Origin of the sequence: Curtobacterium phoenicis, from assembly GCF_047238015.1 — a bacterium.
GTDB lineage: Bacteria > Actinomycetota > Actinomycetes > Actinomycetales > Microbacteriaceae > Curtobacterium.
Map to the genome: position 1 here is coordinate 2412062 of NZ_JBDFLZ010000002.1, position 15943 is coordinate 2428004.

Sequence of the window (15943 nt, forward strand, 5' to 3'; positions counted from 1 at the left end):
GGGCTCAGTTGCCGGACGGAGTTGTGGGATCCGCAGGTGGTTGTGGAGCCGAAGTCACATCTTGCGTAATTGGCGAGGGGTCAGTGTAGGCGGCCCGGTTCGCGGTAACTGTGGCCGTCACCGTCACGGTTTGCGCGTCGGTCGGCAAGACGGAGCCGTCGCGATAGGCATCTCCGTTGCTGTCGGTCGTCGAGCAGCGATTGATGACCACGACAGGCGGGCGGCAAACCTCGATGGAATAGGAGGTCGGAAGAGTCGTGGAGTTTTGAGGCGCTGTGACTGCAAGTGCAGCTCCTGCCGTCGGCGACTTGGCAAGGGCGCGGGTGGCCACGGGCGTTATAGGGCCGAGCATCGACTCCGCCGAGCAGTACTGGCCGTTGTTCGAAGCGAGTCGACAAGCGGAGACTGTCACTCGGGCCTCATTCCCCCAGCCGTTCGACGGGACGAGCGTTACGTCCTCGCCGCTCGAAGTTGTCGAAGATCCGTTCTCGAGGCTCAACCGGTAGAACGCGGCTATACCGCCGCCAACACGCAGGTTTTTCACTCTGACAGCAAAGTTGCCCGACCCATCTGCCTCGTCCACGAGCGAGAGGTCGCCTGCGGGGGAGGTCGGTGCCTCGTAGGTCTTCACCGGCCCATCGACACCTGCGGCGCAGAAACCCAGATTGTTCACCGCAACTACCGCGTAGTAGAGGTTCCCTTCTCCGCCTGGCGTCTGCGTGAAAGTACCCGGCGCTGACGAGTTTGCGAGTGCCCCGTCTGCAGAAGCAGCCGAGCAATCAAATGACGGTCCGTCACTGAGGTAGAGGCGGTACGCAGTCACCGTTCCACCGCTTCCCTGCGACGCGCCGTAGTCAATTCTGACTACGGTCGCGCCGTCCTCGTTCGACCCAGAAGCGGACACGCTCGGTGCGGTCGGCTTTCCGACGGCGACGCCCGTAGCGGCTCCCTCGTTCCACTGGACGACGGTGTTGTTGCGGTCCGCCCCGTTCCGCGCCGAGATCGTCACCGTGTACTGCGCACCGCTCTGCGCGCCCCCGAACGAGGTGCTCGTCGAGGTGCCGGTGCTCTTCGTCGTCGAGATGCCCGGACCGCTGATCGTCACGACGTAGTTGTCGACGGCGCTGCCGTTGTTCGGCGCCGGCACCGCGTTCCAGTTCACGTCGAGCTGGTTCGGCGTGTCCTGGTTCGGCTTCACGGTGATGCCAGTCGGCGGGGCGGGGACGTAGTCGGCGCTCATCGGCACGGACTGCGTCGACGGTGCACTGTCGCCGACGGCGTTCGTCGCGATCACCGAGAACCGGTAGGACGCCTTCGGGTCGAGACCTTTCACCTGGCAGACCGTCGCGGTCCCGCAGTCCTTCGAGACGCCGTTCGTCCCAGTGACGCGGTACCCCGTGATCGGCGAGTTGTTCGCCTGCGGGGTCGACCACGTCAGCGTCACCTGGCCGCCGTCGTACGACCCCGTCCGGGTCGGAGCGCCCGGCGCGTCCGGGACGTCCTGCACGGAGATCGTCACGTCGCCCCAGACGTACCGGTCGGGGTCGTTCGTGGCGTCGGCGACCTGGTACTGCAGGTGCGCGTCGACCGGCTTCGCGGAGTCGGACACCCGGACCTGGAGCCGTGACTTGTCCGCGCTCGGCGTCACGCTCACGCCGGCGGGCAACCCGCCTCCGAGGCCCCGGATGTTCACCACGCGGAGTCGCTCGCCGGGGAACGGGTTCGTCGGCTGGTCGTTCGCGAGGACGTCGATCGTGGTGGTCTCGCCGCGCTTGGCGACGCTCGTGTCCGCACCGGGCTGCACGAGGGGACGCGTCGACGCGACGACGGCGACGCTCACCGTGCCCGCGCGCCCGGCGTTCGCGTCGTCAGCGACACCGACCCCGATCGAAGCGGTCGTGTCCTTCTGCGCGGTGTCGGCGACCTTCACGGTGAGCCGCTGACCGGAGATGGTCGCGGAGACGCCCGCTGTCGGCTGGCTCACGATCGAGTAGCGGAGCTCCGGCAGGTCCCGCGGGTACGGGTAGTCGGTGAGCTTCGCGAGGTCGATCGTGCGGGACTGCCCCGGCTCCATGTCGAGCGCGGACCCGGAGAACGCCGGCGGCTGGTTCGACCGAGGGAGCACCTTGATGGGCAGGACGAGTGTCGCGGTCCGGCCCTTGCCGCCGTTGGCGGACGAGCCGTCGGTGACCTCGAACGAGATCGATGCGTTGCCGTAGTAGAGCTTCGCGGAGGTGAACTGCAGCGTCGAGGAGTTGACGACGAGGTCCTGCCCGTTCGCGTGCGTCGCCTTCACGGTGCCGTCGTCGGTGATCGTCGCGGTCCTGCCGTTCGCCGTGATCACGTAGTCCGACAGCGGGATCCGGACGGTCGACTCGCTCTTCACGGTGATGGCCGGTGCGGTGCGGTCGATCTGCGGCAGGGCGTCGTCGAAGCCCGGGACGTTGATGAAGCCGTAGGACACGATGTCCGGACGGTCCTTGCGCGCGACCGAGAAGGGGATCACCTGGGACTCGTCCGTCAGCCGGACGACGATCCGCTCGTCGTCGGTGAGCCTCGCCGTGTCGCCGTACCCGTCGACCACGCCGACGGTGAGGTCGGCAGCGGTGCCCTCGGCGAAGAACACGTTCTTGAGCACGTCGACCGTCACGGTCTGCCGCCGGATGATGTCCTGCAGGTCGAGGGTGGTGTCGTCGACCTCCGGGCGGAGCGGCTGCGCGTCCTTGTCGACGGTGACGGTCAGGAACGCGGTGCTCGACCCGCCGCTCTCGTTCGTCGCCGTGTACAACACCGCGAAGTCGCCGCTCGTCGCCGACTTCGGCGGTGTCACCCGGATCTGCTGCCCGCGGAGCACCTTCGCCCGGACGCTGTCGTCGGTCGGCTCGGCCTTCGTGACGGTGAGCTGACCGCCCTCGGGGTCGGAGTCGTTCTGCAGGACGCGCACCGTGACGGAACCGCCGGGGCGGATGGTCACGTGATCGGCCTCGGCCACGGGGTTCGACGCCTGCTCGGCACGAGGGGCGATGCCGACCCGGATGGTCCCGGTGGCGCGGGCGCCGAGCGCGTCCACGACGGTGTAGGTGAACTCGTCGGTGCCCGCCGAGTAGTCGCCGGCCTCGTACGTCAGGGAGTCCGAGGACACGTCGCTCACCGACCCCTTGTCCGGGTTCGATCCGACGCCGACGAGCTGCACCGAGTCGCCGTCCGGGTCGATGCCGTTCAACGGGATCGAGATGCGCACGGACTTCCCCGCGACGACGCGTGCCGTGACGGTCTGCGGCACGGGCGGGTTGTTCGTCGCCGCGTCCTTGTCGCGCACGGAGAGCGAGACGGTGGCGTCGGCGTACTGCCCGTCCGGACCCGCCACGCGGTACACGGCGGTGTAGTTGCCAGGGGTCTGGGGAGCGAGGTACCGCAGGTGGTCGCCAGACACGAACAGCAGACCGCCGTCGCCCGGGACGTTCTGGACGAGGTCTGGCTGCAGGGTGAGCGGCTCCCCCTCGGGCTGCGTGTCGTTGTCGAGGACGGGGATGTTCGCCACGTCCCCGACGCGGACAGTGGCCGTGTCCGGTTGGGCGACCGGGGGCTGGACCCGGTCCGGTTTCGGGATCTCGACGACCGTGATGGTGCCGGTCGCGGAGGCGAGGCCGTTGGTCTCGGTGTAGCCGAACGTCACGGGCCCGTCGAGCGGTGCCGTGAGGGTGATGCGGACCGTGTGCTGGTCGAGGATGCTCGTCTGGACGCCGGATGCGCGGTCGGGAGCGTCGAGGGCGGTCACGAGCAGGACGCCACCGGCCGGGTCGATGTCGGTCGCCGTGACGTCGGTGTCCTTCGTCGAGAGCGTGTTGACGAACACCGTCTTGGGCGTGGTGATCGGCGGCGTGGATGCGTCCGGTGGCGCCTGGATCGTCACGCGGACCACCCCGCTGGTCGTCTTCGACCCGTCGGTCACGGTGTACTCGAGCTGGTGGTCCCCCGCGCCCGTCCCGACCACACGGAACGTGCCGGCGTCGTAGCTCGGCGTGATGGTCAGACCCTTCGACGACGACACGCTCGTCAACGTGACCGTGCCGTTGCCGCCGCGGACGTGGTCCAGCGGGTCGACCGAGAACGCCTTTCCGGCGTAGCCGGCGACGGGGAACGCGTCGGCGTACAGCGGCACGCTGCCGGCCTTCCCGACCCTGACGGTGAGTGAGCCGCGTCCGTCCGCCTTGCCGTCGCTCACGACGAGCTGGACCGATCGGTCGCCGGTTCGACCGCTCTTGTTCCGGTAGTCGAGCAGACCGTCCGGGGTCGTCGAGACCGTGTCGCCATCGGCTGCGGTCGCGGACTTCAGGTACACCGGGTCGCCTTCGGGATCGACCCAGTCGCCCAGGACGTTCGAGACGACGTGTCCGTTCTGGACCACGTTCGCGCTCGTGTCCCGGACCTGGCGTGGAGCGTCGTTCTCCGACGGTTGCCGGACCGAGACGGTGACGGTCGCGGTGTCGGACCCGCCGTTGCCGTCGGTGATCGTGTACGGGAACTTCACGGTGCCGCGCGCCCGCGACGTCAGCGTGATCTGCAGACGCTGCCCGTCGGCGACGATCGCGACGCGGCCGATCGACTCGTCGATCTTCCCGACCTCGGAGACGATGATCGGGTCGCCGTTCGGGTCGTAGTCGTTGAGCAGGACCGGGAGGCTCGTGGTGCGACCGGGACGCGCACCCAGCGCGTCGTCGACCGCCACAGGCGGCTTCTGGTCCTTCTCGACCTCCGGGTCGTCGTCGGAGACCTGCTCCTGCTGCTGGTCGTCGTCCTTCTTGATGAGGTCGGACCAGTTGTCGATGAGCTGACCGCTCCGGTCGATGGCCCAGGACCGCCCGCTGTCCGGGTCGTTCGCGACCACGGTGCTGCCGTTGTGCAGGATCTGCAGGGCACCGCTGCTCGTCGCCTGCTCGAGGCGCTGCACCGCGCGACCGTCACAGGTGTCGATCGCCTGCCCGCCTGCCCACGCGCCGTAGACGCACGAGCCGTCGACGTAGGGACGCGCCGCTCGCCCCGACACCGCGAGCGGGGTCGCATCGACGGCACCCGACGGTGACACCCGGACGACACCGGCCGTCCCGGCCACCACCACGCTGTCGCCGCCGGTCGTGGACCGCTGCAAGGCCGGTTGGGCGCCGACCCGGTCCCCGAGCTCGACGCGGTCTCCGTCGATCGCGAGGACACCGTCCGTCCGGTCGAGCACCGCCACGTTGCGGCCGAACGCCGCGACCTGCAGGTCGTGGTCGGCGTCCATCCGCACCGACCACTTCTGCGCCACCGACACGGTGGCGCCGAGGTCGACGAGGGATGCGGTCGAGGTCTTCGGGGAGTAGACCGCGACGTGGTCGTCGGAGGCGTCGAACACCGCGTCGGCGCCGAGCGTCAGGTCCGCCTTGCTCGACGCGTCGAAGTCGGCGAGGTCCGCGGCGGGCGTCGACCAGAGCTCCCCCGTGTCGGCGTTCCCGATGACGGCCGACGACCCCGCGAAGAACACCTGCGGGGACCCGGCCGGCAACGTGACCGGGTCGCCGACGGTGGCGTCCCTGACGTCCACCTTCGCCACGGTGCCCTTCGTCTGGTCGACGCTGTAGACCGTGGAGCCCCGCTGGAGGACCGCGAGCTGGTCCGTGGAGGTCTCGACCGCCGTGTTGAGTTCGAGGACACCGGTGTTGGCGCGGCCGATCGCCCCGTACTGCGCCGACGGCACCCACACGGTGCCGTCGCCGAGGTCGACGCGCTGCGTGTGGTACCCGCTCGACACCACCGCCGCCGTGGCGACCACGGCACCGACGAGCACCGACGCAGCGGTGGTGATCGCCGCCGAGCGGTGCTTCACGAGGAAGCGGCGGATCACCGGCCGCTCCCGATGGTCGCACAGCGTTGCGCACTCGCGACGCCCGTCTTCCCGTCACGGTTGACGGCCACGGAGATGCACTCCTCGTCGCCGCGCTGCCCGGAGACCACGAAGCTCGTGCCGGACTGCTGGCTCGATGCGCCGTTGGACGACACCACGTAGGTGTCCCCGCTGGTGAGACCAGGATCGGTCCACCGGAACGTCACCGAGCTGGCCGTGGTGGTCGCGCGGATGTCCGACACGACCGGGATCGCCCCGCTGCCGAGCCGCCCCACCACGACGACGGTCGCGACGACCAGCGCGGCCACGACCACGACGGCGAGGGAGCCGGCCCACAGCAGCGTCGAGCGGCTGCGTCGTCGTGCACGGGTCGCCGAACCGGTGCGGTGCACGGTCCCGACGCTCTGCGCGCCGATCGCCGCGACACCGCCCTGCACCGCGCGGCGTGCTCGACGACGGCCCCCCAGTCGGGACGGCGGCTGGAGCTCGCGGATCATCGTCCGGTCACCCTCTGCTGACGGGGTGGCGACCGCCCAGGCCTCGACGGCGACGTCGGCGGAGGTCTGCGGGATGCCGAGTTCGGCTTCGACCTGCTGGAACCCCCGGACGAGCTCGAGCACGGTCGCCGGACGCTGTTGGGGCCTGCGGGACATCGCGGCTGCGAGCAGACGTTCGAGCGTCGGAGGCACGTCGGTGCGCCCCGTGGGCTTCACGCCGCCCTTGTCGATCCGGCTCATCAGGTCGCCGGCACCGTTCTTGCCACCGCGGACCTCGAAGGGGCTCCGGCCGGCCAGGAGTGAGTAGACGGTGGCCGCGAGCGAGTACACCTCGGACTGGACGGTGCCGCGCGACTCGTCGCCGAGGACCTCGGGGGCCGACCACGGGATCGACATGCCGACCGGTTCGTCGGGGTCGGACTCCCCCACCGTCGCAGCGATGCCGAAGTCGGACAGGACCGGGTTGCCGTAGGCGGTGAGCAGGATGTTCGACGGCTTGATGTCGCGGTGCAGGACCCCCTCGCGGTGGGCGGTCTCGAGGGCTGCACCGATGCGGATCCCGATCGCGAGCACCTTGGACACCGGGATCGGCTCGCGCCGGTACCGATCGCTCAGCGACGACGAGCAGAGCTCCATCACGAGGTACGGGCGCCCGTCGGCCGCAACACTGGCCTGGAACACCGTGAGGATGGACGGGTGGGTGCTCAGCCGTGCCATCAGGTTGGCCTCGGCCTGGAACATCTGCCGGACCCGGTCGTCGACGACCTCGTCCAGGAGCACCTTGACCGCGACCTTGCGGCGGGGCATGTCCTGCTCGTAGAGGAAGACGTCCGCGAAACCGCCGGACCCGAGGACGTGCACGGGGCTGAAGCCCGGGATCACGGGCGGCTCGGACGGCAGTCGTCGCGCCATGCTCCCCTCCTCCCCAGCCGTCGGTCGGCCGGCACGCTCGTCACGGCCATGTCATTCTACGGAGGGCCTCCGACCCCCAGGCGGGCGCCCTGACGACCCCGGGAACACCGACGGCCCCAGTTCGGGGGTCAGTGTCGCGGCAGCGTGTCCTCGACGTCACCGTCGTCGGGAGCACCGTCGACCTGCAGCACGACCACGGTCACGTTGTCCCGCCCGCCCGCGACGACCGCGTCGCCCACCAGGCGCTCCGCGAGCTCCTGCGCGCCCTCGACCCGCGCGGCGATGCGCGCGATCCCGACGTCGCCCAGCTCCTTCGTGAGCCCGTCCGAGCACACGATGTAGCGGTCTCCCTGCCGGAGCGGCAACGTCCACCAGTCGGGTTCCGGCGGCTCGCCGAACCCGACGGCCCGCGTGATGACGTTGCTGTCCGGGTGCCGTTCGGCGTCCTCGGCGCGGAGGAGACCGGCGTCGACCATCTCCTGCACGACCGAGTGGTCCACGGTCACGCGACGCATCACGCCGTCGTCGATCCGGTAGGTCCGCGAGTCCCCCACGTTGAACACGAGCGCCGCGGGCTGCCCCTGCGTCGCGACCAGTGCGATCCCGGTCACGGTCGTCCCCGCGCCGATCGCGTTGCCGCCCGCCGCCCGCTCGATGTCCGCCGTGGCGAGCAGGAGCGCCCGCTGGATGCCCTGCCGAGTGGTGAAGGGCTGCTCCGACACCTGCGCGAGGCGCCGCACGACGGCGTCGCTCGCGCGGTCGCCCGCGAGGTGACCACCCATCCCGTCGGCGACGACGAAGAACGGAGCACCGACGATGTAGCTGTCCTCGTTGTGGTCACGCCGGCGACCGACGTCGGTCGCCGCGCCCCACGACAGGGTGAGGACGGCGCCGTCGGCACCGGGGACGTCGATGGCGTGCGCGTTGGCAGCTCGGCCGAGTTCGGTCACGTGTACTGGATCGCTCTCTGGTGGGTCGGTGGCACGTCGGTCAGGGAACCGCTCACGGCCGGTCCGGCGGGGTCGGGACGGGATCCGCGGGCGGCACCCGGAGGTGTGGCGAGAGGATCTCGACGGCGTTGCCGTCACCGATCTCGACAACCGTACCCGTCAGGACCACCGCTGACCCACCCGAGGCGAGTCGGAACGGCTTCCCCGCGACGGGCCGGACGACGGTTCCGTTGGTCGACCGGAGGTCCTCGACCACCGCGGCCTCCCCGGACGCATGCAGGAGCAGGTGCGAGGACGAGACCTGCCCCGACGCCGAGTGCACGGTGACGAGCAACGGCTCGGGCCCGCGGACGACCCGCGGCAGCGTGGGCCTCCGGCCCACGACCACGGGGCGGTCGAGGCGCAGCACGTGGTTGCCGATCCGAACGGAGGGTGTACGGGTGCTCCGCGACGCATCGGCCTGGAGGCTCGGTGCCGGCCGCGCGCCCGGGCCTCGGTCCGCGTCGGGTCGCGTCGGCTCACGCCGCACGGTGTCGTCCGTCGCAGGGTCACCACCGGCGGACGGCGCGCCCGCCGGGGCGGCGACCGGTCCCCCCGCGGCCGACGCCGGTGCGGACGTGCCGTCGCCGCGCGGACGGATGACGGTGTCTCCGAAGGGGTCGTGGACGGTGTCCGATCGAGGTCGGATGACCGTGTCGGCAGCCGGGTCTGCACCGGGACGCCGTCGCGGACGGATGACCGTGTCGGCAGCCGGGTCCGCACCGGGACGCCGTCGTGGACGGAAGACGGTGTCGTCGAGGGGGTCGTCGCCGACGTGAGCTCCCGCACGCGGTCGGTGGACCCCGACGCCGAGGTCGTCGCCACCGACGTGAGCGCCCTGACGCGGCCGGATGACCGTGTCGCCGAGGACGTCGTCACCGGCGTGAGCGCCTGGACGCGGTCGGATGACCGTGTCGTCGACGTCGTGGGCACCGTCGGCGGTGCGGTGACGTTCGTCAGCGGTGTCGTCGTCGCGCACTCGGCCCCTCCCTCGCTGCTGCTCCAACCGTAGACGATGCGGTCGACCATGCACGTCACCGCTGCTCCCAGGTCGGCCCGACCTTGCACCGCACCATCCGGAGGACGAGCGATGCCAGCGGGTCGTCCGCCGCGGTCTCGAGCGCGTACACCGCCCGGGTCCGGGCGCGCTCGGCCGAACCGAGGCCCCACGCGCACCAGGCTGCGATCGACAGTGCGCCTGCTGCCCCGCGAGCGGACCCGTGGGGATCGTCGCCGGAGCGCCACATCCGCCAGGCGTCGGCGGCACGGTCGCCCGCGGTGCGCACCCGGCGGCGGTCGGGCACCGGACCCGATCCGGTCAGCGCCGGCGGGAGCCGGTCGGAGAACGCGTCGAACGGTACGGCCGTCCTCGGGTCGGGGTCGTCCGGGTCGGCGAGGTGCTCGAGGATGGCGAAGCGCGTCGCCAACGCCCCGCACGAGGTGAGTACCGCGATCGCTGCAGGCGGTGCGAGCGGCTCGTCGGCAGGGCCGTCCGTGAGGGCGGCGCAAGCCGCGCGCAGCGTCACCGCGGCAGCGATCTCACGCGGGTACCGCACCGCTCGGTCGTGTTCGGATCGTGTCGTGGAGGGGATCATGCACGCCATCGAAGCGCGATCCGCGCCTCCAGGCCGGCTGCACGCGGCCGTCCGTGGACGGCGACTCGGCCTGCCCGGGCTGTGCAGGAACGACCCTCCGTCAGGCGCGGACCGATTCGAGGGACTCGGCCACGAGGTCCCACCCGTCCGGTGTGCGCTCGACGACCACACCGTGCTCGTCCGCCCAGGCCACCAGGTCGTCCACGGTCGCGACGTCCGCACGGGTCCGCCCGAGCAGCGACACCAGCCGACCCTTCGCGGTCTTGTTCCAGTGGTTGAGCGCCTTGCGTCGGCCGCTCCCGTCGACGCTCACGACCCGTGGCGCGAGGGCGTCGGGTACGGGGCCGAGCTGGCGGTACCCCTCTGACCGGAGGTCGAGGACGAGTCCGTCGGACCGCGACGCGAGTGCCCGAGCCGACGCCGCCGGCCAGTGCGACGCGAGTCGGAGCGGACCGAGTCGCGAGTCGTGCGACAGGCGGTACGCCGGGATCGCGTCGCCCGCGCCGATCGGCCCGAACATCGCCGACTGCACGACGACGTGGTCAGACCACCACCGACGGGTCTCGTCGTCCGCCGAGAGCGCATCGAGCGGGTCGTAGAGCACGCCCGTGTAGCGATCGATCGCCGGCATCGTCGGTGCCGTGTCGAGCACGAGGTTCCGGAGCCGCTCGGCGATCGACTTCGGACCGAGCTTGAGCGCCGTCCGGGCGGAGTCCTCCTCGGAACTGACGGAACGGGCCGCGGTGATCACCGCGGCCCGTTCGTCGGACAGTTCCGGGAAGCTGAGGGCACGCAGGTCGAGCGTGCGGCTCGGGTCCCCGCCCTCCCGCTTCGTCTCCGAAGGCGGGAGGAGGACGGTCAGTCCGGTCAGGACGCCAGCGCGGCCTGCCGCGCCACGATCGTGACCGTGTCGTGCTCGACCGACAGGAAGCCGTCGGCGGCGTCCGCGGTCACCGTCGAGCCGTCGGCTCGGGTGATGCGGACCTGGCCCTCGGCGAGGGTGGCGAGCAGCGGCTCGTGCCCCGCGAGGACACCGATCTGGCCCTCCGTCGTGCGTGCGACGACCATGGTGGCGTCGCCCGACCAGACCTCGCGGTCGGCCGAGACGACGCTCACGGTGAGTGCCGCCATGTCAGCGGTTCTCCTTCTGGATCTGCGCCCACTTCTCTTCCACGTCGTTGATGCCACCGACGTTGAAGAACGCCTGCGTCGCGACGTGGTCGAACTCGCCGTCGGCGATCGCGCGGAACGACTCGATGGTGTCCTTCAGCGGGACGGTCGAACCCTCGACGCCCGTGAACTTCTTCGCCATGTAGGTGTTCTGCGAGAGGAACTGCTGGATACGACGAGCGCGCTCGACCGTGATCTTGTCCTCTTCGGAGAGCTCGTCGACACCGAGGATCGCGATGATCTCCTGCAGCTCCTTGTTCTTCTGCAGGATCTGCTTGACGCGCGTCGCGGTCTCGTAGTGGTCGGCACCCAGGTAACGGGGGTCCATGATCCGTGACGTGGAGGTCAGCGGGTCGATGGCCGGATACAGACCCTGCGACGCGATCTCACGGGAGAGCTCGGTCGTGGCGTCGAGGTGCGCGAACGTGGTCGCCGGAGCCGGGTCGGTGTAGTCGTCGGCCGGCACGTAGATCGCCTGCAGCGAGGTGATCGAGTGACCACGCGTCGAGGTGATGCGCTCCTGGAGGACACCCATCTCGTCGGCGAGGTTCGGCTGGTAGCCCACCGCGGACGGCATGCGGCCGAGCAGCGTGGACACCTCGGAACCGGCCTGCGTGAAGCGGAAGATGTTGTCGATGAAGAGGAGCACGTCCTGCTTCTGGACATCGCGGAAGTACTCCGCCATCGTCAGCGCCGACAGGGCCACGCGGAGGCGCGTTCCCGGCGGCTCGTCCATCTGGCCGAACACGAGGGCGGTCTTGTCGAAGACGCCCGCCTCTTCCATCTCACCGATGAGGTCGTTGCCCTCACGGGTGCGTTCGCCGACACCGGCGAACACCGACACACCACCGTGGTCCTGCGCGACGCGCTGGATCATCTCCTGGATGAGGACCGTCTTGCCGACGCCCGCACCACCGAAGAGACCGATCTTGCCACCCTGCACGTAGGGCGTGAGGAGGTCGATCGACTTGATGCCCGTCTCGAACATCGTGGTCTTGGACTCGAGCTGGTCGAAGGCCGGGGCCTTGCGGTGGATCGGCCAACGCTCGGTGATCTCGAGCTGCTCGTCGGTGTTGAGCACGTTGCCCAGCACGTCGAAGACCTTGCCCTTGGTGACGTCACCGACGGGGACCGAGATCGGGGCGCCCGAGTCACGGACCTCCTGGCCACGGACGAGGCCGTCGGTCGGCTTCAGCGAGATGGCACGGACGAGGTCGTCGCCGAGGTGCTGCGCGACCTCGAGGCCGATCTCCTGCGACGAGTCACCGATGGTGACCGTCGTGTGCAGGAGGTTGTAGATGTCGGGGATGGCGTCGTGGGGGAACTCGATGTCGACGACGGGACCCGTGACACGGGCGATCCGGCCGACACCGGGCGCCGACGACGTCTCGACCGCGGTGGTGGCGGTGTCGGTCATGGCTGGTGCCTTCCTGGGGATGGGTTCTGTCCGCGAACGACGCGGACTACTTCTTCTTCGACGAGAGGGCGTCGGCGCCGCCGACGATCTCGGAGATCTGCTGCGTGATCTCGGCCTGACGAGCGTTGTTCGCGAGGCGGGTGAAGTCACGGATGAGGGCATCCGCGTTGTCACTCGCCGACTTCATCGCCTTCTGCCGGGCGGCGTGCTCGGAGGCAGCCGACTGGAGCATGGCGTTGAAGATGCGGCTCTCGATGTAGACCGGGAGCAGTGCGTCGAGCACGGCGTCCGCGTCGGGCTCGAACTCGTACAGCGGGAGCGGCTCGTCGTTCGACGGCGCCTCGACGCCCTCGACGACCTCGAGCGGGAGCAGGCGGACGACCTGCGGCTCCTGCGTCGCGATGCTCACGAAGCGGTTGAAGACGATGTGGATCTCGTCCACGCCGCCCTCTGCCGTGTCCTGGAGGAACTTGCCGACGACCGCGTCGCCGATCTCCTTCGCCGTCGAGAACTCGGGCTGGTCGGTGCCGCCGACCCACTGCTGCTCGAACGGGCGCTCACGGAAGGTGAAGTACCCCACGGACTTGCGTCCGACGAGGTAGAACACGACCTCCTTGCCCTCGCTGCGGAGGAGGGACGCGAGTTCCTCACCCTGCTTGAGGACGTTCGTGCTGAACGCACCGTTCAGACCGCGGTCCGAGGTGAACAGCACGACCGCGGCACGCGTCGACGACTCGGGCTCGGTGGTCAGCACGTGGTCGACGTTCGAGAACGTCGCCACGGCCGACACCGCGCGCGTCACGGCCCGCGAGTACGGACCGGACGCGGCCATGCGGGCCTGTGCCTTCTGGATCCGCGACGCCGAGATCAGTTCCATCGCGCGCGTGACCTTCTTCGTGGTCTTCGCGGACTTGATCCTCTGTCGGTAGACCCGGACCTGCGCTGCCATCTAGCGACGACCCTTGACGATCTGCTCCTGGTCGACGTCCTCGGCCGACGCGGCCTCGACGTGCTCCGAGCCGAGCGTCTTGCCGTCGCTCGTCTGGAAGCCCTTCGTGAAGGCGTCGATCTCGCGGTCCATCGCGGCGACGGTCTCGTCGCTGAGCTGGTTGGTCTCACGCAGGGTGGTGAGGACGTCCGAGTTGCGACGCAGGTGCTCGAGCAGCTCCGACTCGAAGCGGAGGACGTCGGACACGGGGACCTCGTCGAGCTTGCCGTTCGTACCGGCCCAGATCGAGACGACCTGCTCCTCGACCGGGTACGGCGAGTACTGCGGCTGCTTGAGGAGTTCCGTCAGACGCGCACCGCGGTCGAGCTGACGGCGCGACGCCTGGTCGAGGTCGGACGCGAACATCGCGAACGCCTCGAGCGAGCGGTACTGCGCGAGCTCGAGCTTGAGCGTGCCGGAGACCTTCTTGATCGACTTCACCTGCGCGTCGCCGCCGACTCGCGACACCGAGATGCCCACGTCGACCGCCGGACGCTGGTTGGCGTTGAAGAGGTCGGACTGCAGGAAGATCTGGCCGTCGGTGATCGAGATCACGTTGGTCGGGATGTACGCCGAGACGTCGTTCGCCTTGGTCTCGATGATCGGGAGACCCGTCATCGAACCGGCGCCCAGGTCGTCCGACAGCTTCGCACAACGCTCCAGCAGACGGGAGTGCAGGTAGAAGACGTCGCCCGGGTAGGCCTCGCGGCCCGGCGGACGGCGGAGGAGGAGCGACACGGCTCGGTAGGCCTCGGCCTGCTTCGACAGGTCGTCGAAGATGATCAGGACGTGCTTGCCGCCGTACATCCAGTGCTGGCCGATGGCCGAGCCGGTGTAAGGGGCGAGGTACTTGAAGCCGGCCGGGTCGGAGGCGGGGGCCGCGACGATGGTGGTGTACTCCATCGCACCGGCGTCCTCGAGCGCACCCTTGACGGAGGCGATCGTGGAGCCCTTCTGACCGATGGCGACGTAGATGCAGCGGACCTGCTTGTTGACGTCGCCCGAGTCCCAGTTGGCCTTCTGGTTGATGATCGTGTCGATCGCGATGGCCGTCTTGCCGGTCTGGCGGTCACCGATGATCAGCTGACGCTGACCGCGGCCGACGGGGATCATCGCGTCGATGGCCTTGATGCCGGTCTGGAGCGGCTCGTGGACCGACTTGCGGGACATGACGCCCGGGGCCTGGAGCTCGAGGGCGCGACGGCCCTCGGCCTCGATCTCGCCGAGACCGTCGATCGGGTTGCCGAGCGGGTCGACGACGCGACCGAGGAAGGCGTCGCCGACCGGTGCCGAGAGGACCTTGCCGGTACGGGTGACTTCCTGGCCCTCTTCGATGCCGTCGAACTCGCCGAGCACGATGGCGCCGATCTCGTCCTCGTCGAGGTTCTGCGCGAGGCCGAGCGTGCCGTCCGCGAAGCGGATGAGCTCGTTGGCCATGACGCCGGGGAGGCCCTCGACGTGCGCGATGCCGTCACCGGCGTCGGTGACGTGCCCGACCTCGGCCGTGGAGGCCTTCGTCGGCTCGTAGTTCGAGACGAAGTCCTTCAGGGCATCACGGATCTCATCGGGGCTGATGGTGATGTCTGCCATGGGATTTTCCTTGTTGGTTTCCGGGGCCCTTCGGCTCCGAGAGGGTGATGCTGCCGTCACGACGACAGTTCCCGTTGTGGACTTGGGTGGGGCGGCTTCGACCGTACGCTCAGCCGGCCAGCTGGAGCCGGAGCTCCGCCAGGCGCGTGGACACGGTGCCGTCGATGACGTCGCCGCCGATCTGCAGCCGGACCCCGCCGACGACCGAGGGGTCGACGACCTGGTTGATGCTGATGTCCTTGCCGTACCGCTCGCCGAGGCCGCGGGCCACGCGTGCGGACTGTCCGGCGTCGAGCGGCGCCGCGGTGATGACCGTCGCGACGAGCTTGTCCGCTTGGTCGGCCACGATCCGGCTCGCCTCGCGCACCAGCTCGCCGATCCGACGACCGCGCGGCTGCTGCACGAGCGCCGAGAGGATCGTCACGGTCTGCTGCGACGCCTTGGAGCCGAGCAGCCGCTCGACGAGCGCGCCCTTCTCCGCCGGGCTGCCGAGCTTGGTGCCGAGCGCCAGCTCGAGCTCGGCGTCCGACCGGACAGCGGTCTCGAAGGCGAACAGCTCCGACTCGATCGAGGTGTCCGAGCCCGCGGTGGCGGCGACGGCGCGGATGCCCGCGTCCTCGATGCCCGCGAGGAGGTCTTCCTGCGAGGACCAGCGCGAGCCGGCCACCGCGGTCAGCACCGCACGCGTGGCGGCCGACTGACCGGCGAAGACGCGGTCGATGAGGACCTTCTTCCCGGCGGGGTCGGCCGTCGGGTCGGACAGCAGACCGAGCAGCTGCGGCGCACCGGCGATCGCACGCCCGGAGGCGAGGATCTCGGCACCCGTGGCCAGGTCGGCGTTGCTGCCGAGGTCGGCGAGCACCGCCCTCGTGGACGCGAGTGCTTCCCTGGTGGCGCTGCGCAT

The 15943-nt window shown here is 69.9% G+C and carries 12 protein-coding genes; 1 reads left to right on the top strand and 11 read right to left on the bottom strand.

Features of this window, described 5'->3' with window-relative positions; translation table 11 throughout:
• Window positions 1–4 precede the first annotated feature (4 nt).
• The 4 genes from ABC270_RS11600 to ABC270_RS11615 form a co-directional block, all read right to left on the bottom strand.
• Window positions 5–5881, bottom strand: coding sequence for an Ig-like domain-containing protein (locus ABC270_RS11600; protein WP_412880934.1), 5877 nt, complete (start codon window positions 5879–5881; stop codon window positions 5–7).
• On the bottom strand, window positions 5878–7290 hold the full coding sequence (locus ABC270_RS11605) for a serine/threonine-protein kinase (RefSeq protein WP_412880935.1): 1413 nt from the start codon (window positions 7288–7290) through the stop codon (window positions 5878–5880). The genes ABC270_RS11600 and ABC270_RS11605 overlap by 4 nt, the downstream gene beginning before the upstream one ends.
• A gap of 128 nt (window positions 7291–7418) precedes the next feature.
• Window positions 7419–8240, bottom strand: a complete 822-nt coding sequence (locus tag ABC270_RS11610) for a PP2C family protein-serine/threonine phosphatase (RefSeq protein ID WP_058725314.1) — start codon at window positions 8238–8240, stop codon at window positions 7419–7421.
• Window positions 8241–8292: 52 nt separating this feature from the next.
• Window positions 8293–8649, bottom strand: coding sequence for an FHA domain-containing protein (locus ABC270_RS11615; RefSeq protein ID WP_412880936.1), 357 nt, complete (start codon window positions 8647–8649; stop codon window positions 8293–8295).
• A 405-nt stretch (window positions 8650–9054) separates the two neighbouring features.
• On the opposite strand from ABC270_RS11615, the gene ABC270_RS11620 reads away from it, so the two are divergent.
• Window positions 9055–9291 carry a hypothetical protein gene (locus ABC270_RS11620; RefSeq protein WP_412880937.1) on the top strand — a complete coding sequence of 79 codons (237 nt, stop codon included), beginning with the start codon at window positions 9055–9057 and terminating at the stop codon, window positions 9289–9291.
• 22 nt (window positions 9292–9313) lie between these two features.
• On the opposite strand, the gene ABC270_RS11625 is transcribed toward ABC270_RS11620, so the two are convergent.
• From ABC270_RS11625 to ABC270_RS11655, 7 genes are all read right to left on the bottom strand, one after another.
• Window positions 9314–9874: a hypothetical protein gene (locus ABC270_RS11625; protein WP_412880938.1), complete on the bottom strand. Its 561-nt coding sequence runs from the start codon at window positions 9872–9874 to the stop codon at window positions 9314–9316.
• A gap of 100 nt (window positions 9875–9974) precedes the next feature.
• Complete coding sequence (locus tag ABC270_RS11630) at window positions 9975–10745, bottom strand: YaaA family protein (protein WP_412882085.1); 771 nt, start codon at window positions 10743–10745, stop codon at window positions 9975–9977.
• Complete coding sequence (locus tag ABC270_RS11635) at window positions 10742–11005, bottom strand: F0F1 ATP synthase subunit epsilon (protein ID WP_022905158.1); 264 nt, start codon at window positions 11003–11005, stop codon at window positions 10742–10744. Before ABC270_RS11635 ends, ABC270_RS11630 begins: the two co-directional genes overlap by 4 nt.
• Window position 11006: 1 nt before the next feature.
• Complete coding sequence (gene atpD, locus ABC270_RS11640; RefSeq protein WP_412880939.1) at window positions 11007–12461, bottom strand: F0F1 ATP synthase subunit beta; 1455 nt, start codon at window positions 12459–12461, stop codon at window positions 11007–11009.
• Window positions 12462–12507: 46 nt separating this feature from the next.
• Window positions 12508–13410 (bottom strand): F0F1 ATP synthase subunit gamma, encoded by a 903-nt coding sequence (locus tag ABC270_RS11645; RefSeq protein ID WP_412880940.1) that lies wholly within the window; start codon window positions 13408–13410, stop codon window positions 12508–12510.
• Complete coding sequence (gene atpA, locus ABC270_RS11650; RefSeq protein ID WP_412880941.1) at window positions 13411–15039, bottom strand: F0F1 ATP synthase subunit alpha; 1629 nt, start codon at window positions 15037–15039, stop codon at window positions 13411–13413.
• A gap of 109 nt (window positions 15040–15148) precedes the next feature.
• Window positions 15149–15943, bottom strand: coding sequence for a F0F1 ATP synthase subunit delta (locus tag ABC270_RS11655; RefSeq protein ID WP_412880942.1), 795 nt, complete (start codon window positions 15941–15943; stop codon window positions 15149–15151).

Excerpts from the sequence above, each read along its gene's own strand:
- ABC270_RS11625 (WP_412880938.1), bottom strand. The coding sequence starts at position 9,874 with ATGATCCCCTCCACGACACGATCCGAACACGACCGAGCGGTGCGGTAC.
- ABC270_RS11635 (WP_022905158.1), bottom strand. The coding sequence starts at position 11,005 with ATGGCGGCACTCACCGTGAGCGTCGTCTCGGCCGACCGCGAGGTCTGG.
- ABC270_RS11645 (WP_412880940.1), bottom strand. The coding sequence starts at position 13,410 with ATGGCAGCGCAGGTCCGGGTCTACCGACAGAGGATCAAGTCCGCGAAG.
- atpA (WP_412880941.1), bottom strand. The coding sequence starts at position 15,039 with ATGGCAGACATCACCATCAGCCCCGATGAGATCCGTGATGCCCTGAAG.
- ABC270_RS11655 (WP_412880942.1), bottom strand. The coding sequence starts at position 15,943 with ATGCGCAGCGCCACCAGGGAAGCACTCGCGTCCACGAGGGCGGTGCTC.
- atpD (WP_412880939.1), bottom strand. The coding sequence starts at position 12,461 with ATGACCGACACCGCCACCACCGCGGTCGAGACGTCGTCGGCGCCCGGT.
- ABC270_RS11605 (WP_412880935.1), bottom strand. The coding sequence starts at position 7,290 with ATGGCGCGACGACTGCCGTCCGAGCCGCCCGTGATCCCGGGCTTCAGC.